At 45.9% G+C, this 24,203-nt stretch carries 24 protein-coding genes and 1 riboswitch; of the genes, 5 read left to right on the top strand and 19 right to left on the bottom strand.

From position 1 onward, the window contains the following. Positions 1-59: 59 nt before the first annotated feature. From hisC to hisZ, 3 genes are read right to left on the bottom strand one after another with little or no spacing between them, the layout of a single operon-like run. Complete coding sequence (hisC, locus tag ACKX14_RS04900) at positions 60-1,145, bottom strand: histidinol-phosphate transaminase (protein WP_422445241.1); 1,086 nt, start codon at positions 1,143-1,145, stop codon at positions 60-62. Continuing rightward, positions 1,145-1,777, bottom strand: coding sequence for an ATP phosphoribosyltransferase (gene hisG, locus ACKX14_RS04895; RefSeq protein WP_422445239.1), 633 nt, complete (start codon positions 1,775-1,777; stop codon positions 1,145-1,147). The genes hisC and hisG overlap by 1 nt, the downstream gene beginning before the upstream one ends. A 54-nt stretch (positions 1,778-1,831) precedes the next feature. After that, positions 1,832-3,007 (bottom strand): ATP phosphoribosyltransferase regulatory subunit, encoded by a 1,176-nt coding sequence (gene hisZ, locus ACKX14_RS04890; protein ID WP_422445237.1) that lies wholly within the window; start codon positions 3,005-3,007, stop codon positions 1,832-1,834. 344 nt (positions 3,008-3,351) lie between these two features. On the opposite strand from hisZ, the gene ACKX14_RS04885 reads away from it, so the two are divergent. Next, positions 3,352-3,576: a NifU family protein gene (locus tag ACKX14_RS04885; protein WP_422445235.1), complete on the top strand. Its 225-nt coding sequence runs from the start codon at positions 3,352-3,354 to the stop codon at positions 3,574-3,576. 45 nt (positions 3,577-3,621) lie between these two features. On the opposite strand, the gene cobC is transcribed toward ACKX14_RS04885, so the two are convergent. From cobC to ACKX14_RS04835, 10 genes are all read right to left on the bottom strand, one after another. Then, positions 3,622-4,260 (bottom strand): alpha-ribazole phosphatase, encoded by a 639-nt coding sequence (gene cobC, locus ACKX14_RS04880; protein WP_422445233.1) that lies wholly within the window; start codon positions 4,258-4,260, stop codon positions 3,622-3,624. A 5-nt stretch (positions 4,261-4,265) separates the two neighbouring features. Further along, positions 4,266-5,006 (bottom strand): adenosylcobinamide-GDP ribazoletransferase, encoded by a 741-nt coding sequence (cobS, locus tag ACKX14_RS04875; protein WP_422445231.1) that lies wholly within the window; start codon positions 5,004-5,006, stop codon positions 4,266-4,268. A 175-nt stretch (positions 5,007-5,181) separates the two neighbouring features. Further along, positions 5,182-6,132 (bottom strand): adenosylcobinamide-phosphate synthase CbiB, encoded by a 951-nt coding sequence (gene cbiB, locus ACKX14_RS04870; protein ID WP_422445229.1) that lies wholly within the window; start codon positions 6,130-6,132, stop codon positions 5,182-5,184. Between the two features lie 30 nt (positions 6,133-6,162). Further along, on the bottom strand, positions 6,163-7,278 hold the full coding sequence (gene cobD, locus ACKX14_RS04865; protein WP_422445227.1) for a threonine-phosphate decarboxylase CobD: 1,116 nt from the start codon (positions 7,276-7,278) through the stop codon (positions 6,163-6,165). A 49-nt stretch (positions 7,279-7,327) separates the two neighbouring features. Next, entirely contained in the window at positions 7,328-8,263 is a 936-nt protein-coding gene (locus ACKX14_RS04860; protein ID WP_422445225.1) for a GHMP family kinase ATP-binding protein, read from the bottom strand. Positions 8,264-8,297: 34 nt separating this feature from the next. After that, the gene (gene cobU / locus ACKX14_RS04855; RefSeq protein WP_422445223.1) at positions 8,298-8,855 is read right to left on the bottom strand and encodes a bifunctional adenosylcobinamide kinase/adenosylcobinamide-phosphate guanylyltransferase; all 558 of its coding nucleotides are present in this window, start codon (positions 8,853-8,855) and stop codon (positions 8,298-8,300) included. A 20-nt stretch (positions 8,856-8,875) separates the two neighbouring features. Next, a complete protein-coding gene (locus ACKX14_RS04850) occupies positions 8,876-9,970 on the bottom strand; it encodes a FecCD family ABC transporter permease (protein ID WP_422445221.1) in 1,095 nt (364 codons plus the stop codon). A gap of 14 nt (positions 9,971-9,984) precedes the next feature. Then, positions 9,985-10,959 (bottom strand): ABC transporter substrate-binding protein, encoded by a 975-nt coding sequence (locus tag ACKX14_RS04845; RefSeq protein ID WP_422445219.1) that lies wholly within the window; start codon positions 10,957-10,959, stop codon positions 9,985-9,987. 152 nt (positions 10,960-11,111) lie between these two features. Next, a riboswitch (cobalamin riboswitch) is annotated at positions 11,112-11,281 on the bottom strand. Between the two features lie 90 nt (positions 11,282-11,371). Next, positions 11,372-11,986: a DedA family protein gene (locus tag ACKX14_RS04840; RefSeq protein WP_422445217.1), complete on the bottom strand. Its 615-nt coding sequence runs from the start codon at positions 11,984-11,986 to the stop codon at positions 11,372-11,374. A 169-nt stretch (positions 11,987-12,155) separates the two neighbouring features. Continuing rightward, on the bottom strand, positions 12,156-12,584 hold the full coding sequence (locus ACKX14_RS04835; protein WP_422445215.1) for a ferritin-like domain-containing protein: 429 nt from the start codon (positions 12,582-12,584) through the stop codon (positions 12,156-12,158). Between the two features lie 373 nt (positions 12,585-12,957). Here ACKX14_RS04835 and ACKX14_RS04830 point away from each other — a divergent pair, with 373 nt between their 5' ends. The 4 genes from ACKX14_RS04830 (at position 12,958) to ACKX14_RS04815 (ending at position 17,088) form a co-directional block, all read left to right on the top strand. Continuing rightward, complete coding sequence (locus ACKX14_RS04830; protein ID WP_422445213.1) at positions 12,958-13,929, top strand: ABC transporter ATP-binding protein; 972 nt, start codon at positions 12,958-12,960, stop codon at positions 13,927-13,929. Continuing rightward, a complete protein-coding gene (locus ACKX14_RS04825) occupies positions 13,926-14,636 on the top strand; it encodes an ABC transporter permease (RefSeq protein ID WP_422445211.1) in 711 nt (236 codons plus the stop codon). Before ACKX14_RS04830 ends, ACKX14_RS04825 begins: the two co-directional genes overlap by 4 nt. A 14-nt stretch (positions 14,637-14,650) precedes the next feature. Next, positions 14,651-16,078, top strand: a complete 1,428-nt coding sequence (locus ACKX14_RS04820; protein ID WP_422445209.1) for a GldG family protein — start codon at positions 14,651-14,653, stop codon at positions 16,076-16,078. Between the two features lie 65 nt (positions 16,079-16,143). After that, positions 16,144-17,088 carry an AEC family transporter gene (locus ACKX14_RS04815; RefSeq protein WP_422445207.1) on the top strand — a complete coding sequence of 315 codons (945 nt, stop codon included), beginning with the start codon at positions 16,144-16,146 and terminating at the stop codon, positions 17,086-17,088. 59 nt (positions 17,089-17,147) lie between these two features. Here ACKX14_RS04815 and ptsP read toward each other — a convergent pair whose 3' ends face one another. The 6 genes from ptsP to ACKX14_RS04785 form a co-directional block, all read right to left on the bottom strand. Next, the gene (gene ptsP / locus ACKX14_RS04810) at positions 17,148-18,878 is read right to left on the bottom strand and encodes a phosphoenolpyruvate--protein phosphotransferase (protein WP_422445205.1); all 1,731 of its coding nucleotides are present in this window, start codon (positions 18,876-18,878) and stop codon (positions 17,148-17,150) included. Between the two features lie 12 nt (positions 18,879-18,890). Then, complete coding sequence (locus ACKX14_RS04805; RefSeq protein ID WP_422445203.1) at positions 18,891-19,211, bottom strand: bh protein; 321 nt, start codon at positions 19,209-19,211, stop codon at positions 18,891-18,893. Positions 19,212-19,416: 205 nt separating this feature from the next. Next, positions 19,417-20,799 (bottom strand): dihydrolipoyl dehydrogenase, encoded by a 1,383-nt coding sequence (lpdA, locus tag ACKX14_RS04800; protein WP_422445201.1) that lies wholly within the window; start codon positions 20,797-20,799, stop codon positions 19,417-19,419. Positions 20,800-20,814: 15 nt separating this feature from the next. Next, positions 20,815-22,143, bottom strand: coding sequence for a dihydrolipoamide acetyltransferase family protein (locus ACKX14_RS04795; protein ID WP_422445199.1), 1,329 nt, complete (start codon positions 22,141-22,143; stop codon positions 20,815-20,817). Positions 22,144-22,172: 29 nt separating this feature from the next. Further along, positions 22,173-23,150, bottom strand: coding sequence for an alpha-ketoacid dehydrogenase subunit beta (locus ACKX14_RS04790; RefSeq protein ID WP_422445197.1), 978 nt, complete (start codon positions 23,148-23,150; stop codon positions 22,173-22,175). Positions 23,151-23,187: 37 nt separating this feature from the next. Continuing rightward, a complete protein-coding gene (locus ACKX14_RS04785; RefSeq protein ID WP_422445195.1) occupies positions 23,188-24,147 on the bottom strand; it encodes a thiamine pyrophosphate-dependent dehydrogenase E1 component subunit alpha in 960 nt (319 codons plus the stop codon). Positions 24,148-24,203: the final 56 nt, after the last annotated feature.

The raw sequence follows: 24,203 nt of genomic DNA, 5'->3' as shown, positions 1-24,203 counted from the left end.
TTGATGAAATTTATATTGATGAGAATCCAATTTTTATTGCTTAAAAAATGTTTAACAATCTAACCTAAAATTTCTCTAAGGGCGGAAATGAGGGCCCTATTTTGTTCCGGAGTACCCACGCAAAACCGCAAAGTGTTTTCCAGTTTCTCCCCATTTAACCGCCTGGTAAGGATACCCCTTTCCAGCAGCTTTTTATACACCACATCCCTCGGCTTTTCGAACCTGCATAAAAAGAAATTGGTGGAACTTGAATAGGCTGTAACGCCAGCTATGCTGTCAAGATCTTTTTTCATTTCTTCCCGGGACTTTACCAGTTCGTCTCTCAAGTGCTCTACCCATTCCAGGCTCTTCAACATCTCCACTGCGGCAATCTGAGAAAAGAGGCTGACGTTGTAAGGGAGTTTTACTTTATAAAGCTGTTCAATGATGTCTTCGTCAGCTATGGCATAACCAACTCTCAGTCCCGCCAGTGAAAATACTTTTGAAAAAGTACGTATAACAACCACGTGGGGGTATTTAGACAGGCGGTTGACAAAGGTCTTGCCTCCAAATTCGTAGTAGGCTTCGTCAACAGCTACTATCCCGTTGAAATACTCTATTAGATCCAGGATTTTCTCTTCACTGAAATAATCACCGGTGGGATTATTGGGATAACACAAAAACATCATCTGAGGCCGGTCTTTGCTAAAACAACTCTTGATTCTGTCTACATCCAAATCCCAGATCCACCTGTTGTTCTTTTGCTCCAGCAATAATGGAACTTTTACCACTTTGGCCCCCGAAACGGTGGCAAAGATTTCATAACTTGAAAAGGCGGGAACCGGAATAATCACTTCCCGGCCCGGACCGGCAAAAGCAAAAACCAGATCGCTTATAATCTCGTCGGACCCGCTCCCCACAAAAATTTGGCCGGGCCGGACCCCCGTGTATTTTGCAAGCTCTTCACGAAGCTCATCACAACTGGGGTCGTAATAATAATTAAACCTTTCGCCTTTCAGCCTCCGCCATATGCGCTCCTTTATCTCCATTGGAATATCGTAGGGGCTTTCATTGGCGTCCAGCTTTATTTTGCATATCTCTTTTGAAGGTTTATATGGTTCAAGATCGATTATATCCGGCCTCACATATTTCAGCGGTGAATTCATTAAAATCTCTCCTTTTTCGCGCTTTCTATTTTTTCAATAAAGTCTGCAATCATGGAGGATTTCAATCGGTAACTGACCTGATTGGCAATAAGCCGTGCGCTTATCAAACAAATTTCCTCCTCTACCTTAAGGCGGTTTTCCCTGAGCGTGTTTCCGGTTGCAACTATATCCACGATGGCGTCGGAAAGCCCCAGCAAAGGTGCCAGTTCTACAGAACCGTTTAATTTAATAATTTCCACCGGCTGGGTTTTTTTTAAAAAGAAATTCTCCGCAATGCGAGGATATTTTGTGGCAACTTTATATATAGGCACCATGGGATCGCGGCCTTCGGGGGCAGCCACCACCATTCTGCACTGTGCCAACTCTAAATCCATAAGCTCAAATACATCTTTTTTATCCTCCAACAACACGTCTTTTCCTGCAATACCCAGGTCTGATACTCCGTGCTCCACAAACGTCGGTACATCCGCAGGTTTTGCCAGAATCAACCTCATGCCGCAATCTCTATATTCAAAAACCAGCTTTCGAGAATCCTCTCTTATATCATCGAAGTTCAAACCCATTTTCTTAAAAAGTCTCAGGGTCTCTTTTAAAATTCGCCCCTTCGACAGGGCTATAGTCAACAGATCCAATTTTACTCCCCTTTGCTGTTTCTTTTTCATTAAAATTATTATAACATAATATATTTACGCCGTCGTATTATCCTTTTTGCAAAATATTATTCTACCTTCCTGATTATTTTCACACAACAGGTTTTCCCGGTATTTTTCGGACGGTATGAGTTTTACCACGTATCCTTTTTCCCGCAATTCCTCGGCCTTTTTCAGCGCCTCTAAAAAACTCTGCCGGTCGTAAAAAAGGTAATAAGGCTTATATAAATCAAGGGCATCCTTTTTTAAAGTAGAAAGCAATGCCTCCTCCGCAAGGGCAAAACCCGTGGCAGGGCGCTTTCCGTTGAATTTATCCATCAGATTATCATAGCGTCCCCCACCACCCAGCGGAAAACCGCTACCCGGTGAATAAATTTCAAAGACTATACCGGTGTAATAGTCCATCCCTCTGGAAAGGCTCAGGTCAAAAGTAAACTTTATATCTTTGAAATTCCTCAACATCTCCGCCAGCGCGGTGAGCTCGTGAAGGGCATTCCGGCACTTATCGTTTAGGGCACAGCCATTCAAACTCAACAGCACCTCAGATCCCCCAAAAAACCTGCTTAAAGAAAGCAGAAGCTTTTTTACATGGGGACCGGCGGGTAATTCTTTTATTTTATTTTCCAGCAAAACAAAATTCTTATCGCACAGGGCCCGGACTATCTCCTGCCTCTCGCCCGCCTCAAGCCCCGTTTCATCGATCAAACCTTCCAAGAATTTCATGTGACCTATATTTATTACAAAATCCCTGATTCCTATTTCCTTTAATATGCATGAAGCCAGCAGAATTATCTCCACATCCGACTCGATACCGTCGACGCCTATAAGTTCGGCTCCGACCTGAAAAAATTCCTGATTGCGCCCTTTTCTCGGTTCTTGAGAGCGAAATACATTGGAAATATAACAAAACCTGAGAGGCAGGCGATGGTCACTGTAATGAGTCGCCACCATGCGGGCAATGGATGTGGTTATATCCGGTCTTAAGGCCAGCACCCCGCCCTGGCGGTCAAAAAATTTGAAAATCCTTTCGGAAAAACCGGGATTATTGCTTGAAAGAAAAGTCTCCAGGTATTCAAAAGACGGAGTTATTACCTCTTCATAACCCCATTTTTCAAAAATATCATATATTATTTTTTCAATTTGTCTCTTTCTGCGAACCATTGGCGGTAAGAAATCCTTGACCCCCGCGGGCCTTCGAAAAATGCTGTCCATATCTTCTTCACCACTTTAATATATTAAATTGTTAATGAATTAAATTGATAATATCATATTCTTTTTCCTGCGGTCAATCGTCTAAAACCGCCTGTGAGACGATTTTTACCTGATATTATGAGTCACATGCGGATTTTTCTCATATACTAACATTATCTGATAAATACTCGATTTACCTATATCCCCTCCGCAAAAGGTTCATCTAAAGACGTAAAAAAGTGCGCCCCTGTTTAACAAAGTATTTTTTTGATTTTGTCTAGATTGCTTTTCGATTGATTATAGAAACGGTTTCTGTTATAATGAAAATGAATTTTAACAGACAATAAAGAAGGGAGTTGTATTCATTGAAGGAAAAAGTAAAGGAAGTGCTTGAAAGAATTCGCCCCTCTTTGCAAGCCGACGGCGGAGATGTGGAACTGGTAGACGTTGATGAATCCGCCGGTATAGTCAAAGTAAAACTTACAGGTTCATGCTTCGGATGCCCTTTTGCCACCATGACCCTGAAAAACGGTATAGAGCAGGCTTTAAAAGAAGAGGTACCCGGGGTAAAAGAGGTGCAGCAAGTATAAAAAAGCAGCTAAAAAGCTGCTTTTTATTTATTATTATGGGCATTATTATGGACCGGTTTTGTCATACAAATGATAGGTTTCATTGACCGTTATTATAAACGCATTGCTTTCGTTCAGGTCTGCCATACCGTCATATTCTATGACAGTCAGGGAGGCATTGCTGATTTTAAACTTCCAGAAAAAATCATCTTTGAGGTTGAGTATGGATGCCAGTAATGCCCGGACGGGCCCCGCATGGGTGACAATTAATATGCGCTTGTCGACATGATTCCTCGCTATTTTTTTAATAAAATTAGAAGTTCTGAACAGTAGTTCAGACAGATTTTCTCCTCCGGGCGGCTTCGTGTGAAATGGATCCCGCCTCCATTTTTCTAACTCATCAGGCCATTTCCTCTCTATTTCATTGAAGGTAAGGCCCTCCCATATCCCGAAACACAATTCCCTCATTTCTTTGACCGGCTGGACACCGAGGCAGTGGGGGCGGGCTATTATTTCGGCTGTTTCCATGGCCCTTTGCAGGTCGCTCGAATATATGACATCTATTTTTTCCTTTTTTAATCTTTCGGACAGCTTCCTTGCCTGGAATCTGCCGGTATCGTTTAATGGTACATCGGATTGGCCCTGGTACTTGAATTCTTTGTTCCACATGGTTTCTCCATGTCTTACAATAAAAAACCTTGACAACTCCATCATCCTCTTTTAAACGATAAAATGGCATATATGAAAAGGGCAACCACTTCACTCACTTCATTAATGGCTCCATACGTATCTCCCGTCATTCCGCCCAGTTGTCTCACTGTATATACTATAAAGAAAAAAGCGCTCACAAAAACCGCAAGGGCTGCCATCAAGCCGTAAACACCGGCAACTAAAAAAACAGCCGTAAGCCCAATGGCACTGGATACTATAAAGTGCCGCGGGCTTTTATAGCTAAAAAAAACTTTACCGAGGCCTTTATCTCTTGCATAGGGGAAAAACACTATCGCCATTGTCATTATCCAGCGGCTTATAACGGGATAAGTAATAAGAGCTGAGCGAACGAATTCCTTTGAAAGTGAATTGATAAGCGAATACTTTAGTAAAATCAAAAGCGCAATGCCCAGAGCTCCGTAGGTGCCGATGCGGCTGTCTTTCATTGCTAAAAGTTTTTTCTCTCGGTCCCCTCCGCAGAAAAGCCCGTCCATGGTATCGGCAAACCCGTCAATGTGCATTCCACCGGTAATGATTGTAGCTGCCGTAACTATTAGAACTGAAATAACTTGACCCGATAAAAATTTATGCCCCACGGTATAAACTATTGTTAAAATTCCCCCGATAAAAGCCCCCACCAGAGGAAAGAAGGCGATCGACGAGCCCATTTTTCTTTCATCAAAGGCCACCTGCGGCAAGGGAATCCTGGTTAAAAACAACATGGCCACATAAAGTCCCATGAAACTTCTCCTTTATTCCCGGAGTATTATAAACATTCACACTTTTACCGTATTCTGGATTTGTAAAAACAGCATACCTGATGATAATAATTGTTCAAAAATTTAACTCAACAAGGAGAATGCTCATAAATGTTTGCATAATCTTATTATCGTTAATATATATCCGCCAATAGAGTTAATATACATCCACCAATAGATAAAGTTCTCCGACTATCAATGAAATAATTGAAGTTAAAATACTCAGAACCACAGTAGTTTTTATATCTTCCGGCATTATTTCTCTCAACTTTTCTCCCAAATAAGCTCTGAAATGCGGTCTGCCGAAATAGTAGTTTAAGCCGCCCAGCCTTACGCCCAGCACTCCGGCGGTTATCGACTCTGGAATCCCGCCGTTAGGGCTTTCGTGTTTTTTTGCATCCGAAAGGACCGTTTTCAGGCCTCGTCTTGCGTCCAGCCCCAGGATGGCTGCAGCCGCAAGCATCAAAATTCCCCCGATGCGGGCCGGTATGTAGTTCAAAAGATCATCGGCCCGGGCTGAAAACCATCCCATGTGCAGATATCTTTCATTTTTATATCCCACCATAGAGTCAAGGGTGCTGGCCGCTTTAAAAGCCATGGCCAGAGGCGGCCCTCCAATAAACGCATAAAACAAGGGCGAGATTATGCCGTCCACAGTATTTTCAGCGACGGTCTCCACAGTGGCCCTGCATATTTCGTCCACCGGGAGGTCCCGAGTGTCGCGGCCCACAATACCACTTAACAGTGCCCTTGCCTTTTCAATATTACCTTTTTTAAGTTCGCCGTATATCTTAAGGGCTTCGTCGGCAAGATTTCTTGCAGCAAGACACGTATAAAGCAACCAGGTTGAAACTGCATGCCCCAACCAGATGTTTAAATGGTAAGCATATTTTATCACAGAGAAAGTGATAATAAAAGCCGCAAGAGTGGTTACAAGCCACAGTATGATACCGGCGACTTTCAGGCCGGCGGGTGTCTTGAAAATCTGCCGGAGGGCTTTTTCCAGTACGCCAATCAATTTTCCCGTCAACACCACAGGATGGCTGGGCCGGCGGGGATCGCCAAGGATTAAATCCAGTAAAAATGCCACTAAAATAATTACTTCCATATTTAATACCTCTGGCAATTTTTATCTATTTTATTTAAGAACAGGATCGATTTGATGGCTGCGGGAGCAAATCATGAAATCTCTGAGAGCGGCGATCAGTTTTTCATTTGCCTCTCTGCCCTTAACCGCCACTCTGAAAAAGCTGTCGTTCAGAAATTCAAAATTGCTGCACTGCCTTATAAGAATACCCTGCCTCTTGAGGCTTTCAGCCAGCTGCGAGGCATTAAATCCACCCGTAATCCTTACAAAAATAAAATTCGCCTCGGGTCGAAAAGGTTCAAGTCCAGGAACCTTTCTCAATTCCTTCCAAAGCCATTCCTTTTCCTGGGAAATAAACTCCCTGGTCCTTTGTATGTAAGATTTGTCTTTTAAAACCGCGGCACCCACAAAACCCGCAAAAGTATTGATGTTCCAGGGGTCTTTAAACTGATACATCTTTTCGACAATCCGCCGGCAGGCCAGAGCAAAACCTATCCGGAGGCCCGGGAGGGCGAAAAACTTTGTAAGGGACTTAAGTATAATCAGGTTCTGATGAGTTTCTATCTGTTCAACCATGCTCTGACTTTTTTCTACAAAATCCATAAAGGCCTCGTCAATCAATAGGTAGGCTCCTCTGTTCTTCAATTCGTCCAGAATCATGGTCAATTCTTCTTTTGAGGTGAGTTTCCCCGTGGGATTATTGGGATTGCAAATTACCAGTACGGATTTTTCGGTAACCCGGTGCTTTATCCTATCGAATAAAGTCGGGGTCCATTTGAAATCATTTTCTGTCATATCTACCAGCTCGATTTTTATTTGCCTGCTTTTGCAGGTCAAGGCATATTCGGAAAAAGTTGGAGACGGTATGACGACTTTTGTCGGTCTTATGACATCCAGTATTATGTGCACCAGTTCTGCGGAACCGTTGCCCGGTATTAAATTTTCCGCATTTGTTCCATAATACTCAGCCGCGGCCTGTTTTAACTCATTTTGCTCTGTGTCGGGATAGTAAACGATGTCATCTATGTGATCTGTTATAATATTTCTCACGTAATCCGGAAACCCCAGGGGATTGATATTGGCACTGAAATCCAGGATGTCGCGGTACGCTATGTTGATTTCCCTTGCTGCTTTATAGACGTTGCCACCATGGAAACGGGTAATCATGATAACATCTCCCCTATGATGTATTGGAAACATGTTTTTGCTGCAAAACTTACAAAATGGCCGCATCACATTTATTATTCTTTCCGATCAACACTCTGGGTCCGGAGCTGTCGGTCTTGGTTCTTATAATCCTGTAATTTTTTCCGTGTTTTTTCATTATTTTATTTAACTCCGAAAAAAACTCTTTCGGCAATATATAATCTTTACGAAAAAAAACTCCTATCGCAGAACCGCTGTGAGCCACATTTACTCCAAGGGCATTGTATTTCTCCCCGATTTCTATGATATCAGACAAATGAGGTTTAAACAAAATCCTCTGGTGAGCCATGGCGCTTTTTATCATGGCATCCCCGAGAAGGCTTATATCATTCTTATCGAACGCATTTCTTGCAAGCTCGAGAGCTTCCCTTACCTGCGGTTCTTTTCTCATGTTCAATTCCTTTAAATCCTCACGATTATTGAATTTACGGGTATCCACCATCTCTCCGGTATCTATGATATAAACCTCTAAACCCGGAAGTTCGCCCAGCCTTTCGCGCCATTTCCCCTCGATATGATCAAAAATCATCACCCCGCCGTACATTATGCCGTCACTGGGTTCTATGGACAGGGCTATATCGGCAATAGCGGCAGGTGAAATTTTCTCACCCAGAGCCGCCGACACCGCAAGGCATGTGGCCGTTATATCGGCGGTGCTGGAAGATAAACCTATACCCCGGGGAATTTGCGAGTTAATGGCTAGGGTTACGGAAAAGTTGCCGGCCCCGAAATATTCCAGGGTTTTTTGGGCCGCCCGTCGGGCTTTAATATTATCAGTACTGTTATGGCGATTAATTGAATTGACAAAATGGCTTTTTTCAATTGAAAGCTCCACTGAAACTTCGGAATAAAGGGCTATGGGGCACGTTATCAAAAAATTCCGGGTTCCCAAGACCCCCTGCACAATTTCTCCGCAGCTTCCTGGACAACGGGCTTTACCTATCATAAAAACTCCTTCTTAACAAACCGCATTTTTTTGATTATTTTATCTTTAAAGGTATACCCGAAATCATAAAGAAGACCTCGTCGGCGGCGTTTGCCATCATCTGGTTAGTTTCCCCCAGCAAGTCCCTGTAAAGCCTGCCAAGAGGATATTCTGGCACAATGCCGAGACCCACTTCATTGGAGACAATTATGACCTCCTGCTTCATGCTTTTCGCCGCTTCTATTAATGACCGGACCTCCTTCAGAAGATCTTTTCTCAACCCTTCCCACAATTCGGGATTTTCTGCTTCTTCCAGGGGCAGCCAGTTGCACACCAGAAGGGCCAGACAATCTATCAACACAACTTTAAAATTCACGAATTTTTCGCCATTCTCTATCTCCCTTAAAGCCTTTGATACATACCTGGGCTCTTCAATGGTCTCCCAGTGGATGGGCCTTCTCTCCCGGTGCAGTGCTATTCTCCTGGCCATCTCCTCATCCAGTGCCTGGGCGGTGGCGACATAAACGACCTTCTGCCCCGATTCCATCGCCTTTTTCTCGGCAAACCGGCTCTTGCCGCTCCTGGCCCCCCCGGTGATAAAGGTGATTTTCACTTTTCTTCCCCTCTTTCCGATTATAGCCTGTAGTCTCTGTTTTTCTTCTTTAAGAGCAGGTAGAGAAAAAACGGCCCGCCGAACAGCGCAGTCAGTATTCCCACCGGCAATTCCGTAGGCGCAATCACCACCCTGGACAATGTATCGGCCAGCATGAGATAAAGGCCTCCTACAAGAGCCGAAAACCAGAAAAGTCTGCGGTGATCAGGTCCTATGGTAATCCTGGAGACGTGAGGAATAATCAAACCCACAAAACCGATGACCCCGCTCACCGCCACGGCCGAAGCCGTCAGAAGGGCCGCCGAGGTCAGGCTTATTTTCTTCAAGTGTTCGGTATCCACACCGGTAAAAAAGGCCGTATCTTCGCCCAGCTGCAGTATGTTTAAAGCCCGTAAATTTAACGCGCCAAGAGCCAAGCCTGCAATTCCATAAGGCAGATTCAAAAGCACTTCGCTCCACCCCTGGGATGAAAAACTGCCCAGCAGCCAGAAGTATATCTGGTGCAGTTTTTGGTCGCTGAAATACATGAAAAAAGACACCAGTGCTGAAATAAAGCTGCTAACGGCAATACCTGATAGCAGCAGGGTAAAGGAATAAGTTCTCCCACCAACGCCGGCTATGCTGTAAACTATAAAAATCGTCGCAAAAGCTCCAAGAAAGGCAAAAAATGGCACTGAGCCCACCCCGATAATTCTGAGGCCGGAAAAAAACATGATGGCAAGGGTAGCTCCCAGAGAAGCCCCGGCCGACGCCCCTATAACGTATGGGTCTGCCATGGGGTTTCTAAAAATACCCTGGTAAATGACTCCCGCTGCCGAAAGCTCCGCCCCGACCAAAAAGGAAAGTGCGATTCGCGGGAGTCTCAATTGCAGTATTATGGCTTCTTCGGATTTTGACCAGGACACAGGTATTCCAGGACCGATAAAAGGCAGGCGGTGAAGCAATATTTTTATAATCCGGCCGGGATCGATGTCAACCGAACCTGTCCGCAGCGAAAAAATGCCGCCTAAAATTATGGCGCTAATAACCATCATATATATCCTGCTATATCTAAAATCCATTTTTTTAGAAATTATGTTTTCTGCCAAATCCTGCCCACGAGACCTCCCGGTCATGCCATTGCCTCCAGTTATTTTTTAAACAGCTCGGGGTGAATAATTTCCGCAAACCGCTCAAGTCCGTCAACCAATCTGGGCGTAGCCCGCTGGACTATGTCTTCATCCACATAAAAGACTTTTTTGTTTTTTATGGCGCTGATATTTTCCCACCCCGGCCGCTTCAATATATCATCAGCCGATTGGCGGGTGGAACCGTGGTGCGAGAAAATTATAATATCGGGATTCTTGGCGATAATCATCTCCTGGCTGTACTGCGGGTACTGCTTATCCGCATCGGCGGCTATATTTTGCCCCCCCGCCTTCTCTATAATGTCATTGACAAAAGTGCCGGGTCCAGCAGTAGTGTATGGTGAAGGCCATACTTCGTAATACACTTTAAGCCGCTGTTTCTCGGCAAGGCCTGCCACCCTGCCCTCCACATTATTAATTCGGGCTTTTAAAGAACTTACCAGCTCCTTGGCCTGCACAAGTCTTCCGGTGGCTGTACCTATTATTTCAATACTGTTTAACATATCCTGGATATTCCCGGGATTGAGTACTATAACCGGCACATTGAGCTTTTCCAGTTGCTCCACCGGCTTTTGGTGCATCCCGGTGGCCAGAACCAGGTCCGGTTTAAGGGAAATCACCTTTTCCATATTGGGGTCCGCAAAACCGCCGATTTTTTCCTTTGTCTTGGCCTCATCGGGGTAATCGCAATAATCGGTAACCCCGACCACCTTTTCCCCAAGGCCCAGTGCAAAAAGGATCTCGGTATTGCTCGGAGCCAGGGATATGATCCTTTCCGGTAGCTTTTCTATCGTGACATCCCGGCCCATCTGGTCTTTTACCGTAAGCGGGTATACGGCCTCTTTATTATTATCCTGTGATGATATTTCCTCTGCTTTTTTCCCGCCGTTATTCAAACTGCCACATCCGGCGACCAAAGCCGCTACCAAAACTATTACAAATATGCATATGAGCGACCGTAAAACCTTATTTTTCATGATTGTAATCCAACGGCATTCCCCGCCGTTTTGATTTTTACCTCCTGATTTTAAGTTTTGGTTGAAATTTAAAATAAAATAACCCGGCCTTCCTTTGAAAAAACCGGGTTAACGCTTACCAGCATACGTACTCCCCCTTTCCTTCGAAGGCTCGTACCTGTTATCAACAGGCAGGTTTCCTGGCTTCCGGATCATCTTGCCTGCGCCTTCCCGGTTTCCCAGTGGCATTAGCAGTTCATCCCCGGTTACAGTGGCGGGACCGCTCAGGATTTTCACCTGATTCCCTTTTAACCTCGGCGGCACCTGTTGATGCAATAAATTTTACTCTATTATACTCCAAACCGCCCATTTTAACAAGTAGAGGATTTCCTCATAAATATAAGGAGCCTAATTCAAAGCCTTTTAGAATTCCCTAACCGGCATGGCCCTTTCTGAAGTACTTAAGAAATATGTCCCACGCCAGAAAAATAAATATTAGAAAAACCGCCACGGCGACCAATTTATACTCCAAAGGCAGCCCAAGGAGCAACCGCATATTGTCGTACATTTTTATATAAAATACAATCCAGAAAACGGCCCACAAAAAATCGCCAATCAAAGAAAAAAGCACGTATGAAAAAAAATCAATGCGAAACAGGCCAGCAGCCCATATGGCCGGTGTTCTGGTTATACCTATCCAGCGGCTGACCATATTCGTAAGACCACCATATCTGTTAAACCAGTTTTTTATTTTATATATATCCTCATCCTTTATCTTCAAAAATATGTTTAACCTTTTTATAATCGGCCTGCCCCCGTAATACACCAGATAATAGGCTAGGATGTTCCCCGATAAATTGCCTGCTGTAGCAATTATGATGACATTAATCAAAGACATCTTTTTTATTTTAACGAAGTAGGCCGCCGCCATGAAAAGTAACTGAACGGGCAGCGGCAATCCCGTCCCTTCAGCCAGCAAACTAAGATAAAGGCCGAAGTAACCGTATTTAATTATAAGCTCGCTGGCATACCCCCAGAGAGTGGACATGCATATCACCCAGAGCTAATTATACACAAACGAAGCCCAAGTTTAAATACACTTAATTTTTTATAAAAATCAAATCTTTCCTCAAAAACATATAGACCCGATTTTTATAATCGATAGCAAATTCGGTGATGTGTATTGCCCCAGGCAACAACATCACCGAATTTCTACTCTATAGACCCATAAACAACCTATCCTTTATACCTTTAAGCGCCCTGGCATGGCGGGATTCATCTTTCGCAGCTTCATCAAATACATCATGAGCTTCGTCGATATTATTTTGTTTTGCCAGGACGGCGGCTTCTCTTTTGGTGCGGTTGGAGTTTTGCTCACCATTTATGGCTTTTTCCAGGTTGTCCCTGGTGGTACCTACCTCCCCGTTTAACTCCGCAAATCGTGCAGCATGGGCTGCTTCTTCCCACGCAATGGTTTTGAATACCTCCGCCACCTCCGCAAATCCTTCTCTCTGAGCCTGACGGGCCGCTGCCAGGTACCAACCCACTTCCATACATTCACCCTGATAATTTTGGGTGACCGCTGCCTCCACCGCCGTCCCTTTTGTCGTTCCCAGTTGATTTTCAACAATTAAGTTTAGTTCCATCAGGCGTCCTCCTTTTATTAAATTCCAAATTAAAATTGAATAAAAATTTGTATCAATCTATGGTATAATTTTTATATTGGTTTGTCCCATTTTATTATGTTTTACTTCGCCATCTTTTTCATTAAATGCTCATTTTCACGGTTTGCTGAGCCGTAAAGCATTTCCCAACCATGAAGCTTGACTTTTTTTAAAAAGACCGGTTGTTTTGCGGCTTCAATTTTGAATCTTTTATAGAGAGAGGGATACTTCTCCGTATTTTTATGTCGTTGTCCCTTTCAATTTTAAACATTTTTTCCCCATAAGCTCACCTCAAGAATATTTTGTCCCAAAAAAACAATATTATTCCAGGATCTACAGAAAGGAGGAATTCGCCTTGATAGAGCTTTTTAATGTCACGAAAAGATATGGAAACAAGACGGCGGTTAACAATATATCTCTTTTCGTAAAAAGGGGTGAAATCCTGGGGCTGCTGGGGCCGAACGGGGCCGGTAAATCCACCACGATGAGACTCATAACGGGATACATTCATCCCAGTTCGGGCCTTGTAAGGGTCGCGGGATATGATGTGGCAAAACAGCCGGTAGCCGCTAAAAGGCATATCGGTTACTTGCCTGAAACCCCTCCCCTTTATAAAGAAATGACCGTCAGAGATTTTTTAAACTTTGCCGCCGAATTAAAAGGGTATAAAGGCAAAGATAAAAATTCCAGGATTATTAAGGCCATGGAAGAAGTTGGAATATCAGACGTCAAAAACCGCCTGATCGGTCACATTTCCCGGGGATACCGCCAGCGCGTAGGTCTCGCCCAGGCTCTGATAGGAGAACCGGAAGTCTTGATACTGGACGAACCCACGGTGGGTCTCGATCCTCAACAGATTATAGAAATTCGCCAGCTCATAAAGAACCTTGCCGGCAGGAGGACCGTCATTCTAAGTTCACATATCCTGCCTGAAGTAAGCAGTCTGTGCCACAGGGTGGCTATTATCAATAAGGGAAGGCTTATCGCAGAGGATACCCCGCAGAATTTAAGCCATGCCCTCATGGGTCGCCAGGAAATTAAACTGGAGGTAAAAGGGCCCCAGGATGAGGTTGTGGCAGCCCTCCAGAATATCCCCGGGGTTAATAGCGTCTCCGTCAAAACCGGTTTCGGCGGCGGGAATCACACCTATGTCGTCAGTGCCGAAAAGGAAAGGGATGTGCGGGAGTCTGTGTTTTATGCCATGGCTCAAAAAGGATTTCCCATACTGGAGATGAAATCCTCTTATATGTCTTTAGAAGATATCTTCCTGGAGCTGGTTACAGAAGAACCGGCTGCCGGACCCACAGGGGAGGTGCAAAAAGGATGAGAATTGTTTATGCCATTTTCAAAAAAGAAATGAATGGGTATCTCCTATCACCGCTGGCCTATGCGATTATAGCCGTTGTCCTGGGTCTGGCGGGGTATTTCTTCTCCGTAAATCTTTTCGTATCACGCATCGCGGACCTTACGGGACTCTTTATGAATCTTGCCGTCATTCTGATTTTTGCGTCTCCAATGCTTACGATGAAGCTGATGGCCGGTGAAGAGCAGGAGGGCACCATGGAGTTTCTTCTCACATCCCCCATTACCATACCTCAGCTGGTAATCGGGAAATACCTGGCTTCTCTGGGGCTGTTCTTGATACTCATAGTTATGACACTGATATTTCCGGGGATTTTGGTTTTCATTTCCACGCCGGACAAAGGTGTGATCCTGACTTCTTACCTGGGGTTTTTCCTTCTCGCAGCCATGTATCTTGCTGTTGGGATAATGTGTTCGTCTTTTACCGGCAGTCAGCTTATAGCCGGTATGTCCGGCTTCGGCATTTTGCTCATCATGTGGGTAATGGGCTGGCTCTCCGGAAATATGTCAGGCCCTTTGGAGAAGCTTGCCAGGAATATCTCCATACCCGAGCATTACGGGGATTTTTTGCGGGGAATTGTTGATACAACCCATATTACATACTTTCTGAGCATCATCGCATTTTCGCTTATCATATCGATGATCGGCGTTGCAAAAAAAACCTGGTCTTAGATAGGAGGTGCAAGATGAGGTTTAAAAAATTCTCCACTGCATTTATAGTTATCGCACTCCTTACCGCTCTCACAGGCGTAAATTATGCCGGTCAAAAGTTTCACCGGCGGTGGGATTTTACAAAACTCAAGCGCTTCACCCTTTCCGATAAAACCAGGGAAATCATTTCGGGCTTAAAAGAACCGGTAAAAATCACGGCTTTTATTGCGGAAGGCAGCGGTACGGGGAGTGACATAAAAAATCTATTAAAGGAATACGATTTTGCATCTGAAAAAATTAAAGTAGAATTTTTTGACCCCGAAAAGAACCCCGCCATGGCCAAAAAATACAATGTGCAGGATTATAATACCATTGTTGTGGAGGATCTGAAGCACCGGCGTATCATCAGCCCCTACAACCTCTACTCCCCCGGAAGCAAGCCATATTTAATGGATTTCAACGGCGAACAGGCGGTTACCCGTGCAATTCTGGATTTAAACCAGCAAACCCGAGGCGGTATATATTTTCTAAAAGGTCACGGTGAAGCCAGCCTGATATCGGATCTGGACAGATTCAATTCATATTTAAAGGGCGAGGGATATGTGACCAACCAGCTGGACCTGGCCGTCGAGGCCAAAATTCCCGGCGATGCAAGTCTCATCGTTGTTGCCGGGCCTCAAAAAGATATCGCCGATGAGGAAAGAAAAACCCTGGAAAACTATTTAAAAAACGGCGGTAAACTGTTAATTCTTTTTGGGCCCACCGATCCCGGTGTTTCTATGAACGGGTGGAAAAATTTACTTTCGTCGCTGGGATTAAAAGCTCACGATGATCTCGTCGTGGACCCGGCAAGATCTTTTTACTCGGACCCACTTACTCCGGTTCCCATGGCGGAATATCATCAAACTACTCAAATATTGCTGGATAAAAAACTAACGGTCATTTTCCCCTACAGCCGGAGCATGGAGCCTTTAAAAAATATGCCGCCAGGCCTTCAGGTAAGGTCGCTCCTGGTAACCAGCGACAGTGCTTTTGGAGAAACCGACCTGGCACAAAATCAGGTAAAGCCCGACAAGGACGACATAGCCGGACCTCTGCACCTTGCGTATGCCGTTTCAAAGCCTGCAAACTCCAACTCTAAAGAAGCGCCGGTGGAACCCAATACTTTAACGGCAGCCGATGAGGATACCGGCGAACCCGTAGCCGTGGTGGTGGGTAATGTCGCATTTTTAAGCCCCGAATCCCTGGGCCTCGCGGGCAATCTGGATTTTGCATCCGGCGCCATTGGCTGGCTTATGCAGAGCACCAATATGCTGAACATCCCCGCCAGGTCTGAGGAGCCGGCCTTTGTCAACCTGACGGGAGATATGGCGCGGATTATCTTTTACTCCACGGTTGTGGGCCTGCCGTCGATTATAGTAATAGTCGGGTTTATTATCTGGTGGAAGAGAAGAAATCTATAAATTTCAAGAGCCGGGCGTAAACCCCCGCTCTTTTATTAATTTGCCGGAACAGTGGAGGTTTATAAATGATTATTGCAAAATCCGCTCAAAGCATTTTAAGCATCATACTGATGATTTCAACAGGATACATTTTGACTGCCAGAGGATGGTTTGATGAAAATTCATCGGAACTGCTTGTTAAATTGGTGGTAAAGCTATCCTTCCCATTAATGCTGATACAGAATATTATGAGCAACTTCAATAAGGACAATCTCCTAAACGCTTCCAGGGGCCTTATTGTTCCTTTTTTATCGATGACGCTGTGTTATTTAATGGGCGCAGCCTTTTCACGGATTTTAAAAGTAAAAAAAGAGAGGCAGGGTGTTTTTAAATTAATGTTTTTCACCTCAAATACCATTTACATGGGATTACCGGTGAACATCGCGTTGTTCGGTGAAAAGAGTCTGCCTTACGCGCTGCTTTATTATATCGCCAACACAATCTTTTTCTGGACCCTGGGGATTTATATAATTGATCAGAATGGCAGTCAAAAATATTACAAAATTTTTTCGGTTGAATCCATAAAGAGAATCTTTTCCCCGTCATTAACGGCTTTCTTTTTGGCCACAGTTTTAATACTGCTGAATATAAAGCTTCCTCCATTTTTAATGGATACTTTTAAATACATGGGCAATTTGACCACCCCGCTCTCTATGCTCTTTATCGGAATAACAATTCGCTCTATAGATTTAAAGCAGGTACGATTTGACAGGGATATGGCCGGAGTACTTTTTGGCAGGTTTTTTGTTTCACCTCTAACCATTTTGCTCATATCTCTCGCTTTTCCCCTGCCGAAACTCATGAGAGATGTATTCATTATCCAGGCGTCTATGCCGGTTATGACAAATACCGCCATAATTACCAGAGCATATAATACCGACTATGAATACGCAGCAATCATGGTTACAATAACAACCATCGTCTCGGTCTTAATAATTCCTTTTTATATGCTGCTCTTAAACAACATATAATTAAAGTAAAAAGGCACTCCATCAAAGTGCCTGAATACAAATAATTATTGATATATTAATTAAAACTTTTGTATTTGTTTAATAACACCTTCCACCATCTGCCTTATTTCTGCCGGATCTTCCATGCTCAGGGCTTTTCGTGCGATTTGCTCTGCCTCGTCGTAGGTGAGCGAGCGTATTATTTTCTTAACCTGGGGAATTGAGGAGGCGCTCATCGAAAACTCGTCAAGCCCCATGCCGAGCAGTATGGGCGTAGCGGCGGCATCTCCCGCCATCTCTCCGCACATGCCTGTCCACTTGCCGGCCTTGTGAGAGGCGTCAATTACATTTTTTATCAGCCTGAGTACGGCCGGATGGAAGGGTTCGTATAAATTTGTTATGCGCTCATTCATTCGGTCTACGGCGAGGGTATACTGAATCAGGTCGTTGGTGCCAATGCTGAAAAAATCCACTTCCTTTGCCATAATATCTGCCGCCAGCGCCGCCGAAGGGATTTCCACCATTATGCCCACCTGAATGTTTTCGTCAAAGGGCACGCCCTCGGCTCTTAACTCCCTCCTTGCCTCATCAAGAACGGCGTTAGCCCTGCGAATTTCTTCAACCCTTGAAACCATCGGGTACATAATGCGTATATTGCCGTAATGACTGGCCCTCAAAATTGCCCGCAGCTGAGTTTTTAATATGTGAGGGCGGTCGAGGCACATGCGTATGGCCCGCCATCCAAGAAACGGATTCATCTCGTCGGGCATGTCCAAGTAAGGCAGTTTCTTATCCCCGCCGATATCAAGGGTCCTTATGATGATAGGCCGCGGCGCCATGGCTTCGGCCACCGCTCTGTAGGCCTCAAATTGCTCGTCTTCGGCGGGTAAGGACTCCCTGTCCATATATAAAAACTCTGTACGATACAGGCCGACCCCTTCAGCTCCATTTTCGAGAGCCCCTTTCACATCCTTTGGAGTACCGATATTGGCGGAAATCTCTACGCGCCTGGTTTTATCGCGGGTCTCCGCCGGGAGGTCTTTAAGCTGCTTTAACTCGTGCCGGTATTTGATGTAATCCCGTTTTAACCTCTCATATTCTCTTAAAGTGGCTTCATCCGGATTTATATATACAGTTCCTTTATTGCCATCGACTATGACACTGTCTCCGGTTTTGGCCAGCTCGGAAATGTTGGTGAGGCCTACCACAGCAGGGATTTCCAGAGATCGGGCCATAATGGCGGTATGAGAAGTGCGGCCTCCCATGTCTGTGGCAAAAGCCAGAACTTTGTCCTTATTCATCTGGGCCGTATCCGAAGGGGTAAGGTCTCTGGCAATGACAATGACTTCTTCAGATATGTCCGCCAGCGTTTCAATGGGGAGTCCGAGGATATTTTTTATAATTCTGCCTCCGACATCCCTGACATCGGCGGCCCTTTCCCGTAAATACTCGTCGTTCATATTTTTAAATATTTCAATATAAGCTTCCGTGACCTGGGAAACAGCGTTCTCCGCTTTTATTTTTTCGTTTTTTATTTTTGCCCTTATTTCGTCTAAAAACACCGGGTCTTCCAGTACCAGCAGGTGGGCTCCAAAAATTTCCGCTTTGCCCGAACCCAGTTCCCTTTCAGCCTTTTCTTTTATTTTTACCAGCTGGGCTCTGGATTTATTGATGGCTTCTTCCAGCCGTTTTATTTCCGCGTCGATTTTATCTTCTGCTATGTTGTTTCTGTCAATAACTGCCTTTTGTTCTTTTAAAACATAAGCCTTCCCTATCTGGATACCGGGAGATGCCGCAATTCCCTTGTACATAAATAACCCCCTCTAATCCTGTTCTTTTTTTATGATGTTTTCTACTTCCTTTGCAATGCGATAAGGTTTTGTTATAATTCGGATGGGCAGAGAAAGGATAAACTTTGTGATATCCCCTTCCAATTCTTTAGTCATTCTGTAAGGTTTTGTCAAAATTCTCTCTATAAAGTCCACTGCATATTTTTCCAGCAGCTTTTCTCTTTTAATCTCTATTTCACTGCCGCATTCGGTACATTTCACACTTTTCAGCGTATTTCCCACGTACTTCACCACATGGGGTGTATCCCTGTTGCAGTGAAGGCAAAAAAGTTCTGCTTCCATTTTGGAGGTCATCAAAATCCCCCCCCCCTTCTCTGGAGATGAACATCTCGAGCCAAGCATGTCTATCTCTTGTAGCTCAAACTTTAGTTCCAAATTACGACATTTTAATTATCTTATATTTATATTATCGCTAAATTAAAAAAGTATCAACCGGATTTTAAAAAAAAGGGGGGCGTTGCCCCCTTTTACAATATTCGCAGCTTTATTTTTGTCTAATCTACATCTTGTGTACCGGCACCCCCAGCAGGTCGAAGGCCGCCTCCATGAGCGTCTCCGAAAGGGTTGGGTGTGCGTGTATTGTATCGGCCAGTTCTTCGGCGGTGCATTCCAGCCTTATGGCCATGGCAGCCTCGGCGATGAGCTCCGTGGCGTTAGGGCCTATGATGTGAACTCCAAGTATTTCGTTCCATCTGGTATCGGATATTATTTTTACAAACCCCTGCCTCGCTCCTAGGGTCAGGGCTTTGCCGCTGGCCACAAAGGGGAACTTGCCTATTTTTATCTGTCCCTTGTAGATTTCCCTTGCCTCCTGTTCGGTCAGCCCCACCGATGCCATTTCCGGTTCGGTGTAGATGCAGCTGGGTACCGCCCTGTAGTCCATTTTTTTGTCTTCTCCCAGGGCGTTTTTCACGGCGGTTATGCCCTGGTGTGAGGCCACGTGGGCCAGCATGTATTTTCCCGTGACGTCACCTATGGCGTAGATGTTTTCGATGCTGGTCCTGAGGTGGTCGTCAACGGCGACTCCGTTTTTTTGGATATCAATGCCCAGGTCTTTGAAGGCTTCGATGTCAGCTTTCCTTCCTACGGCCATAAGGACTTTTTCCGAGGTGACGGATTTTATGCCTTCGCCTGTTTCGAAGGTGGTCTTGAGGTCGCCGCCGTTTTTTTCTATCGTGTGTACTTTTGCCCCGGTGTATATCCTTATGCCCTTTTTTTCAAGGATTTTTTTGAGTTCTGCCGCGACTTCCTGATCCTGGCGGGGGAGTATCCGGGGGAGCATTTCCACTATTGTCACTTGGGCTCCAAGGGTACTGTAAATATATCCCAGTTCCACACCGATAACCCCGCCTCCGATTATCAGGATGGATCCGGGAAGTTCCTGGAGGCACAGGGCTTCGTCGCTGGTTATTACTCCGGGAAGGTCACGGCCGGGTACGGGGATGTCCGCAGGAAGCGAGCCGGTGGCCAGTATGATTTTTTCTGCGGTTATGGTTTGTTCTGTTGCGTCGTAGGTTATCTTTACGGTGTTTTTGTCCAGAAGTTTTGCGGTTCCCCTGTAGGTGGCAACGCCGCTGGCCTTGAGGAGGTTTTCCACTCCTTTTGTAAGTGTCTTTACTATTGTGTCTTTGTTTTGCTGCATTACCCGCCAGTCGGTGTGAAAGTTGTCTACGTTTATGCCGAATTTTTTTGCCTCTTTGATCCAGGTAAGAAGGTTTGCGCTGTGGATTAGGGCCTTGGTGGGGATGCAGCCCCGGTTCAGGCATGTGCCGCCCAGTTTGTCTTTTTCTATGAGGGCTACTTTTGCCTTGTTTTTGCCGGCGTATATGGCGGCGACGTAACCCCCGGGGCCGCCGCCGATGATGGCTATGTCGTACTGCATGTAAAACAGCCTCCTTTACATCAGCATTTGCAGGGGTTCTTCCAGAATTTGTTTTATTCTCTGGAGGAATCTTGCTCCCTGGGCGCCGTCAATCACCCGGTGGTCGCACGATAATGTCAGGTTCATCATGGGCCGTATGACGATCGAGTCGTCAATTACAACGGGCTTTTTCATTATCTTGCCCACAGCCAGGATGGCGCTTTCGGGCTGGTTTATTATGGCTGCAAAGTTTTCTATGTCGTACATGCCAAGGTTGGTGATGGTGAATGTACCGCCATGGTAGTCGTCGGGCATGAGTTTTCCGGTCCTCGCTTTTTCTATAAGTTCTTTTGTTTCTCTGGCTATGCTGCCAAGGCCTTTTTTGTCGGCGTCTTTTACCACGGGGACTATCAGGCCGTTGTCCAGTGCCACGGCCAGGCCGATGTTTATTTCCTGTTTTATAATGATCTGTTCTTCTGTGAAGCTTGAGTTTATTACCGGGTTTTCTTTCAGGGCTACGGCCGCGGCTTTTATGAGGATGTCGCTGAAGGTGAGTTTTACTTTGTATTGTTTTTCTATGGCCGGTATGAGTTTTTCTCTGAGCTCTACGGCTTTGGTCATATCCACATCCAGTGAGAGGTAAATGTGAGGTGCGGTGGCCTTGCTCTTTGTCATTTTTTCGGCTATGATTTTTCTCATGCCGGTGACCGGTATGGTTTGTTTTATGGCGGCGAATGCGTGATCTTCCCTGATCTGCAGGCCTAAAAGGTCTTGTTTTGTTATCCTCTCTCCGGGGGCTTTTTCAATGGCGGTCAAATCGATTCCCTGTTCTCCGGCCATTTTCTTTGCCAGAGGCGTGGCTTTTATTTTCCGGCTTTCCATATAGTCTCTGACGTCTTTTTCGACTATGCGGCCGTCGGGGCCGGTGGGGGTGACTTTTGACAGGTCTATGTCGTTTTCTCTGGCGATGCGCTTTGCCGCCGGGGAGGCTTTTATTTTGCGCTCGATTTCCTCAGAGTCTTCTTGAGGTTGCTGTGTCTGCTCCCGCCTGGATGGCGACTGTTCGGAAGGTTCTGCAGCAGCGGGTTCAGCCGTATTTTCTTCTTTCGGCGGGGGAAGGGGTTCATCGGCAGCAGCTATTATGGCTATGTCCTGCCCCACGGGTACTACGGCCCCTTCGGGTACCAGAATTTTTCGCACTATGCCCGATGCGGGGGCTTCTTCTTCCAGGTTCACTTTGTCAGTCTGTATTTCCAGGAGCGCCTCACCTTTTTCTACGGCTTCTCCTTCGCTTTTGAGCCATTTTATGATGGTGCCCTCTTCCATGGTGAGGCCGAGTTTTGGCATTTTTACTATGGTGGCCATGGTAGCCCTCCTTTTCCTTAGTATCTATTTTATCTCAGTGTTTCTTTTATTCCTTTTATTATGTCTTCCACCTGGGGTACGGCGTGCTTCTCGAGGTTCGGGTTGTAGGGGATGGGTATGTCGAGGCCCGCCAGGCGCTTTATCGGGGCGTCCAGGTAGTCGAAAGCGGAGCTTCCTGCAATACCCGCGGCCACTTCCGCTCCCCAGCCGAAGCTTATGGGGTCGTCTTCCACTATTACCACCCGGCCGGTTTTTTTTACGGATTTTATGATTGTGTCCATGTCCAGGGGCTTCAGCGTCCTGGGGTCCACTATTTCCACGTCTACGCCTTCTTTTTCGAGTTCTTTTGCGGCCTCCAGGGCACGAATCACCATGATGGAGCCGGCTACCACGGTGACGTCTTTGCCTTTTCTTTTGATGTCTGCCCGGCCCAGGGGTATGATATAGTCTTCGTCGGGGACTTCGCCCTTCACCCTGTAGAGCAGTTTGTGTTCTGCAAATACCACCGGGTTGTCGTCTCTTATGGAGGCTTTTATGAGGCCCTTTACGTCATACGGAGTCGACGGCATTACGACTTTGAGCCCCGGAAAGTGGGCGAAGACCGCCGGGAAGCTCTGGGAGTGCTGGGCAGCGGCTCCTGTCCCGGAGCCCATGGGTCCCCTTATGACCATGGGAACTTTTGCCTTGCCGCCGAACATGTAGCGGTTTTTCGCCCCCTGGTTTACTATCTGGTCCATGGCGATGGTGAAAAAGTCGAAAAACATGATTTCGGCTACGGGCCTCATGCCGCAGAGGGCCGCTCCCACCGCGGCACCGGCTATGGCTGCTTCGGAGATGGGCGTGTCTTTTATTCTTTCTTCGCCGAATTCGTCAAAGAGGCCTTTGGTCACTCCAAAGGCGCCGCCGTAAAGGCCCACGTCTTCGCCCAGGATAAACACTCTCTCGTCTCTCAACATTTCTTCTCTTAAGCCCTCTCGCAGGGCTTCTATATACAGTTTTTCCGGCATTTTATCTCCTCCACATGGCAGTTTTTAAATTTTGTCTTTATGCGTAAACGCCGTCCATGATATCTTCCACTCTGGGTTCGGGGCTGTTTTTGGCGTATTCTATGGCCTCCTGGATGGCTTTTTCTACTTCCCTTTCTATTCTGTCCAGCTCTTCCGGTGTGGCCGTGCATTCCTGAACAAGTTTTGCCCTGTAGCGCTTTATGGGGCATTTTTGTTTCCATTCTTCTATTTCTTCCTTTGTCCTGTATACATTGGCGTCGCTCTTGGAGTGGCCCATCCAGCGGTAGGTCTTTGCTTCTACGATGGAGGGGCCTTCTCCTCTCCTTGCCCTGTCTACGGCTTTTTTTACGACTTCATATACCGCTTCCACATCGTTGCCGTCAACGACTTCGCCGGGTATTCCGTAAGCCGCCGCCCTGTCGGCTACGTTTTTTACCGCGCTTGCTTTGGCAAAGGGTACGGACATGCCGTAGAGGTTGTTTTCGCAGACGTAGACCACCGGCAGTTTCCACACGGAGGCCAGGTTCACCGATTCATGGAAGCACCCCTGGTTTGACGCACCGTCGCCGAAGAAGCATACCGTAACTTTGCCGTCTTTTTTCATTTTTGAGGCAAGAGCGGCGCCGGTGGCTATGGGGATTCCTCCGCCAACGATGCCGTTGGCACCCAGGTTGCCGCTTTCAAGGTCGGCTATGTGCATGGATCCCCCACGGCCGCGGCAATAGCCGGTCTCCTTACCCAGCAGCTCCGCAAACATCTGGGGGAGCTTGCCGCCTTTTGCAATGCAGTGGCCATGGCCCCTGTGAGTGCTGGTTATCATGTCGCCTTCTTCCAGAGCGGCTACGGCACCCACTGCAGAGGCTTCTTCGCCTACCGAAAGGTGGCAGGTGCCCCATATGAGGTTGGCCTTAAAAAGCCTGTCTACTTCCAGTTCAAAACACCTTATCTCATACATCTTCCGATACATCCACAATTTTTTCTCTTTCGTGAGTGACATGCAGATCATCTCCTTAAAAAGATTAAGGCTTGGCGAACATTTGTCATAAATTGTTT

The organism is Thermorhabdus hydrogeniformans (genome assembly GCF_049310025.1).
GTDB lineage: Bacteria > Bacillota > Thermosediminibacteria > Thermosediminibacterales > Tepidanaerobacteraceae > JBJYKD01.
Note: the sequence above shows the minus strand (reverse complement) of the source record. Positions and strands in the feature narration are given on the sequence as shown.

Coding starts and splice junctions, on each gene's coding strand:
- cobD (WP_422445227.1), bottom strand. CDS start 7,278: ATGATTACCCGTTTCCATGGTGGCAACGTCTATAAAGCAGCAAGGGAA.
- ACKX14_RS04815 (WP_422445207.1), top strand. CDS start 16,144: ATGATTATTGCAAAATCCGCTCAAAGCATTTTAAGCATCATACTGATG.
- ACKX14_RS04805 (WP_422445203.1), bottom strand. CDS start 19,211: ATGACCTCCAAAATGGAAGCAGAACTTTTTTGCCTTCACTGCAACAGG.
- ACKX14_RS04840 (WP_422445217.1), bottom strand. CDS start 11,986: ATGTCCACTCTCTGGGGGTATGCCAGCGAGCTTATAATTAAATACGGT.
- ACKX14_RS04845 (WP_422445219.1), bottom strand. CDS start 10,959: ATGAAAAATAAGGTTTTACGGTCGCTCATATGCATATTTGTAATAGTT.
- hisC (WP_422445241.1), bottom strand. CDS start 1,145: ATGAATTCACCGCTGAAATATGTGAGGCCGGATATAATCGATCTTGAA.
- ACKX14_RS04825 (WP_422445211.1), top strand. CDS start 13,926: ATGAGAATTGTTTATGCCATTTTCAAAAAAGAAATGAATGGGTATCTC.
- ACKX14_RS04820 (WP_422445209.1), top strand. CDS start 14,651: ATGAGGTTTAAAAAATTCTCCACTGCATTTATAGTTATCGCACTCCTT.
- ACKX14_RS04785 (WP_422445195.1), bottom strand. CDS start 24,147: ATGTCACTCACGAAAGAGAAAAAATTGTGGATGTATCGGAAGATGTAT.
- lpdA (WP_422445201.1), bottom strand. CDS start 20,799: ATGCAGTACGACATAGCCATCATCGGCGGCGGCCCCGGGGGTTACGTC.
- hisZ (WP_422445237.1), bottom strand. CDS start 3,007: ATGGACAGCATTTTTCGAAGGCCCGCGGGGGTCAAGGATTTCTTACCG.
- ACKX14_RS04835 (WP_422445215.1), bottom strand. CDS start 12,584: ATGGAACTAAACTTAATTGTTGAAAATCAACTGGGAACGACAAAAGGG.
- ACKX14_RS04795 (WP_422445199.1), bottom strand. CDS start 22,143: ATGGCCACCATAGTAAAAATGCCAAAACTCGGCCTCACCATGGAAGAG.
- ptsP (WP_422445205.1), bottom strand. CDS start 18,878: ATGTACAAGGGAATTGCGGCATCTCCCGGTATCCAGATAGGGAAGGCT.
- cobS (WP_422445231.1), bottom strand. CDS start 5,006: ATGGGACTTTATGTGGCCATGTTGTTTTTAACCAGGATTCCCTTGCCG.
- ACKX14_RS04860 (WP_422445225.1), bottom strand. CDS start 8,263: ATGATAGGTAAAGCCCGTTGTCCAGGAAGCTGCGGAGAAATTGTGCAG.
- cbiB (WP_422445229.1), bottom strand. CDS start 6,132: ATGGAAGTAATTATTTTAGTGGCATTTTTACTGGATTTAATCCTTGGC.
- ACKX14_RS04850 (WP_422445221.1), bottom strand. CDS start 9,970: ATGACCGGGAGGTCTCGTGGGCAGGATTTGGCAGAAAACATAATTTCT.
- ACKX14_RS04790 (WP_422445197.1), bottom strand. CDS start 23,150: ATGCCGGAAAAACTGTATATAGAAGCCCTGCGAGAGGGCTTAAGAGAA.